1 protein-coding gene is annotated in these 4012 nt (G+C 62.8%); it reads right to left on the minus strand.

Annotation, left to right across the window (positions count from 1 at the left end; all coding sequences use genetic code 11):
• Positions 1 to 4012: RHS repeat domain-containing protein (locus tag C556_RS24150; RefSeq protein WP_018749747.1), on the minus strand; the 4012-nt coding region annotated here is incomplete at both ends.

The raw sequence follows: 4012 nt of genomic DNA on the forward strand, positions 1-4012 counted from the left end.
TGTAGTTGCGGGTGGCGACGTAGTTGACGGTCTGACTCTGGTTGACGGTCTGCGGGGTGTAGGTGGTGTAGTTGATGGTGCCGTAGACGGGGGTATAGCCGATGACCTGCCCTTCGTTGTTGTAGATGGGGGTCTGGCCGGTGACGGCGGTCTCGGTGTTGTTCTGCGGCACCTGGACGGTGTAGCTGTAGGACACCTGCTTGGAGACCCAGAATGAATCCGGGGCGCGATAGCTGTTGAAGTAGTTGGCGTAGGTGGCGGGGTTGTCGAGGTAGCGGGCCAGGTTCAGCGCGAACTGGTTGAACTCGTTGACGTTGGTGGTGGCGACGTTGTCGTCGGCCCGTTTGGGCATGCTGCCGGCGGTGATGCGCTCGTAGGTATCGTATTCGGGCAGGGATACGGTCGTACCGGTACCGGGGACCAGCACGCCCTCGTTGTAGACGGCGGGGACATAGCCGGTGGTGGTGCCATTGCGGGTGTAGCCATCCATGACCGTCCAGGGCGCATCGATATTAGGGCGGCGGTCATCCAGGTCGAGGCGGGAGTAGTCGACCTGGGCGATCATGCGGCCCTGATCGTCGTAGGCGTAGAACAGCCAGTGGGTGAACCCGCTGTCGATGGCACCGGTACCGGCGGTATCGGTAGAGAGGTGCATCTGGGCGCGTTCTTCCACCATGCGGCCGCGCCGGTCGTAGAGATAGGCGTAGGTGTTGTTGCCCAGGTCGGTGCGGTTAAGCAGGCGGCCGAAGTAGTCGTAGTTCCAGCGCAGGCTCAACTTCTGGTTGCTGTTGCTCCGGCTGGTCTTGATATCGGCGATCTTGTTGCCGCGGCTGTCGTAGCTGTAGGTTTGGATGTAGTTGTTGGCGTCACTGTTGTAGGAGACGACGCGGCCGAAGTCGTCATAAGCATAGGCCTCACCCAGGGCCGCACCACCACTGAAGCGGGTGCTTTGATAGACGAGCTGGTTGAGGGCGTTGTAGGTGTAGGAGAGGGTACGGGAGCCGATGAGGGCGGCGGTGCGGCGATTGGCCTGGTCGTAGGTGAAGCGGGTGGCGGTTGTATAGCCGGTGTTGCCGGACTCGCTGACGCGGCGGCCGAACAGGTCGTAGGTGTAGACGAAGTCGGCGGCGCCGGCGGCGCGGTCTTCCTTGATGAGGTTACCGGCGGCGTCGTAGTGGTAGGCGATCAGGTTGCCATTGGCATCGCGTTCGCCGACCTTGCGGCCGAGGCCATCGTAGTAGGACTCGGCGAGGACCTTGCCGACCAGGGTGCCGCTGCTGACGACCCATTGGGTGCCGTTGGTCGCGAGGGTGGCGCTGTAGAAGGTGTTGGTGACATCGCTGGCGGCGAGGCCGTTGCCTTGGTAGATCACCTGGGCGAGCTGGTTGCCGCGGTAGGTGTAGCTGAAGGTGGCGCCGTCGTAGCCGGTTTCGCTGGTCTTGTCGCCCCATCGGTTGTAGCTGGTGCGGATGCTGGCGACGCTGGTGTCGCCGAGGGTCCGGCTGGCCTGCCAGGTCTGGATGTTACGACCGAGCGGGTCATAGGCCATGCGGGTGGCGACGGCACCGGTCATGTCCAGGCTGGGGGTATTGCGGTAGGAGAGGAAGGTGGCATCGAGCAGGTTGCGCGAATCGCTCTCGATCTGCAGGGTGAGGTTGCCGAAGGCGTCGTAGCGGTAGGCGTGGGCGACGCCGCCTTGATAGTCGGCGATGAGCTGGCCGGCGCGGTTGTAGTGGAAGACTTCCCAGCCATTGCCGAAGTAGCTGTCGCCCTTGCTGACGATTTCGCCGAAGGCGTTGTAGCCGGCGTACTGGATCAGTTGGGTGGTATTGAGGCCGGTGCCGGAGCCGGTATTGTAGGTATAGGTCTGTTGCAGGGTGGCGGTCTGTCGGCCGGTGGCATCGTATTCATAGCCGCGGACCTGCTGGCGGGAGCCGGTGGGATTGAGGCCGTTGGCGGTAATCCATTCGTAGGCGACGCGCCCGGCGGCATCGTAGCGGGAATACTGGTTGTCGCCGACGGCATTGACCTGCCGGATGGCACGGCCGTGGGCGTCGTATTGGGTGTATTCGATCTGATCGTTGGCGGATTCGGCGTTGACGGGCGGGATGACCAGGGTGCCGTTGGCGGCGACGGTGCCGCCGCTGGCGTAGCGTTGTTGTTTGACGACGTTGCCGTAGACGTCGCGGAAGAAGATGGTGAGGGGTCGCTGGATGGCGCCGCCATCGACGACGCGGGCGACGTCGAGCACGGCCTGGGTGCGGCCGAGTGCGTCGTACCAGGCGTAGCTTTGGTTGCCGAGGCCGTCCTGGGTGTAGATCAGGTTGCCGAGGGCATCGTAGCGGTAGGTGGTGGTGAGGTCGGTGAGGGTGGCATTGACGGCGTTGCCGTTGGGGGTATAACCCTGGACGCGGTATTGGGTCTCGGAGGTTTTACGGCCGAGGAGGTCGTAGGTATAGGACACTTCGCGGTCGAAGCCGGCACTGCTGACTGCGCCTGCACTGGCTAAAGCGGCGGCCCCCTTGGTGTAGCCGCTTTGAGTGACATTGGTTGCAATATTGGCATATTCGATGCGACGGATCAGATTGCCGGCCGCATCGTATTGCATTTCGGTCAGGTAGTTATTGCTATCGTAAACCCCACGGTCGATGCGGGCGATTTGTCGGCCGAGGCCATCGTAGTAAAAAACACTTACTAAGCCGTTCAAACAATACTCGGTGCCATTGTTCAGCACCATACCCAGTACTTTTTTATCCACCACATGCCCGAAGGCATCGTAGGCCTGCAGGGTACGTTTGTACCCTAAATAGGACACCCCATTGGCCCCATTCACATACCCGGTGGTGGGGTCGCTCTGCATCACCTGCCGATTCAGCTGGTCATAGCCATAGGTGATGGTGCGATCGTCTTCGGCATTGAGCTTGTTGCCGCCGGTACTGAACGCGGTATTGAGCTGAGCCAGGGTTTCCGGCACGGAGGCGGAGGGAGCCCGATAGTAGTTGGCATGCCGGGTGACCCGGGTGCGATTGCCGAAGGCATCGTAGCCATAGCTGGTCACATAGCCGTTGGCATCGATCTCATAGGCGACCTGCCCGGCCGGGTTGTAGACCACCTGGCTGGCCTTGCCGGCGGTGTCGACCTTGATCACCACCCGACCCAGGGCGTCGTAGACCACGGTTTCGGTGGGTTTGCTGGCGCTGACCAACTGGCCGAGGTTATTCCACACTTCCACCTGGGGGTGGATGGTCTGAGTCTGCCGTCCCAGGGCATCGTAGCGATATTCGGTGGTACGGGTTTCGGGCAGGCCGTCGGCTTCGATCTTGCTCAGCACATTGCCGAGGGCATCGTAGGTGTAACGGGTCTGGATGACGCCGCCCAGTTCGAGGGTGGTGAGGGGGCTGGCAGGGGTTTCAGCGAGGCGGGAGTAGGCGAGCGCGGGGGTTTTTTCCAGCACCAGTCGGCCGGCGGCATCGTAGGCGTAGGTCCACTGGAGATTGGCGGCATTGGTCCAGCTGGTTTTGTTGCCGAGGGCGTCGTAAGTCCATTTCTGGGTCTGGCCGAGGGCGTCGGTCTGGCTGAGCGTGCGGCCGACGTTGTCGTAGACGTAGCCGGTGATGCGGCGGTTGGAATCGCTCTGCTGGGCGGCCAGGGCGGCGACCATGGCGGCTTCGCTGGCGGTGGCACTGACGGCGACCGGTATGGCGTACTCGATGTTGGCCGTGACCTGGCCGAGGGCGTCGTAGCGGTTTTCCTTGACGTAGCCGGCGTCGTTGATGCTGAAGCGCAGGTTGCCGCCGGCATCGTAGACCTGCCAGAGCTGCTGATCGGCGGCGACGGGGACAAGCGCGGCGCGGACCTGGGCCTCGGTGGGGGAACCGGCCAGGGACACGGCATTGGCGTAGCGGGTGCTTTGGACGATGCGGCCGTTGGCGTCGTACTTGTTTTCGGTGACGTAGCCGGCGGCGTCGATGCTGAAGCGCAGGCGCCCGTCCTTGCTGTAGACCGACCGGGT

It is taken from the genome of Chitiniphilus shinanonensis DSM 23277 (assembly GCF_000374805.1).
Taxonomy (GTDB): Bacteria; Pseudomonadota; Gammaproteobacteria; order Burkholderiales; family Chitinibacteraceae; genus Chitiniphilus; species Chitiniphilus shinanonensis.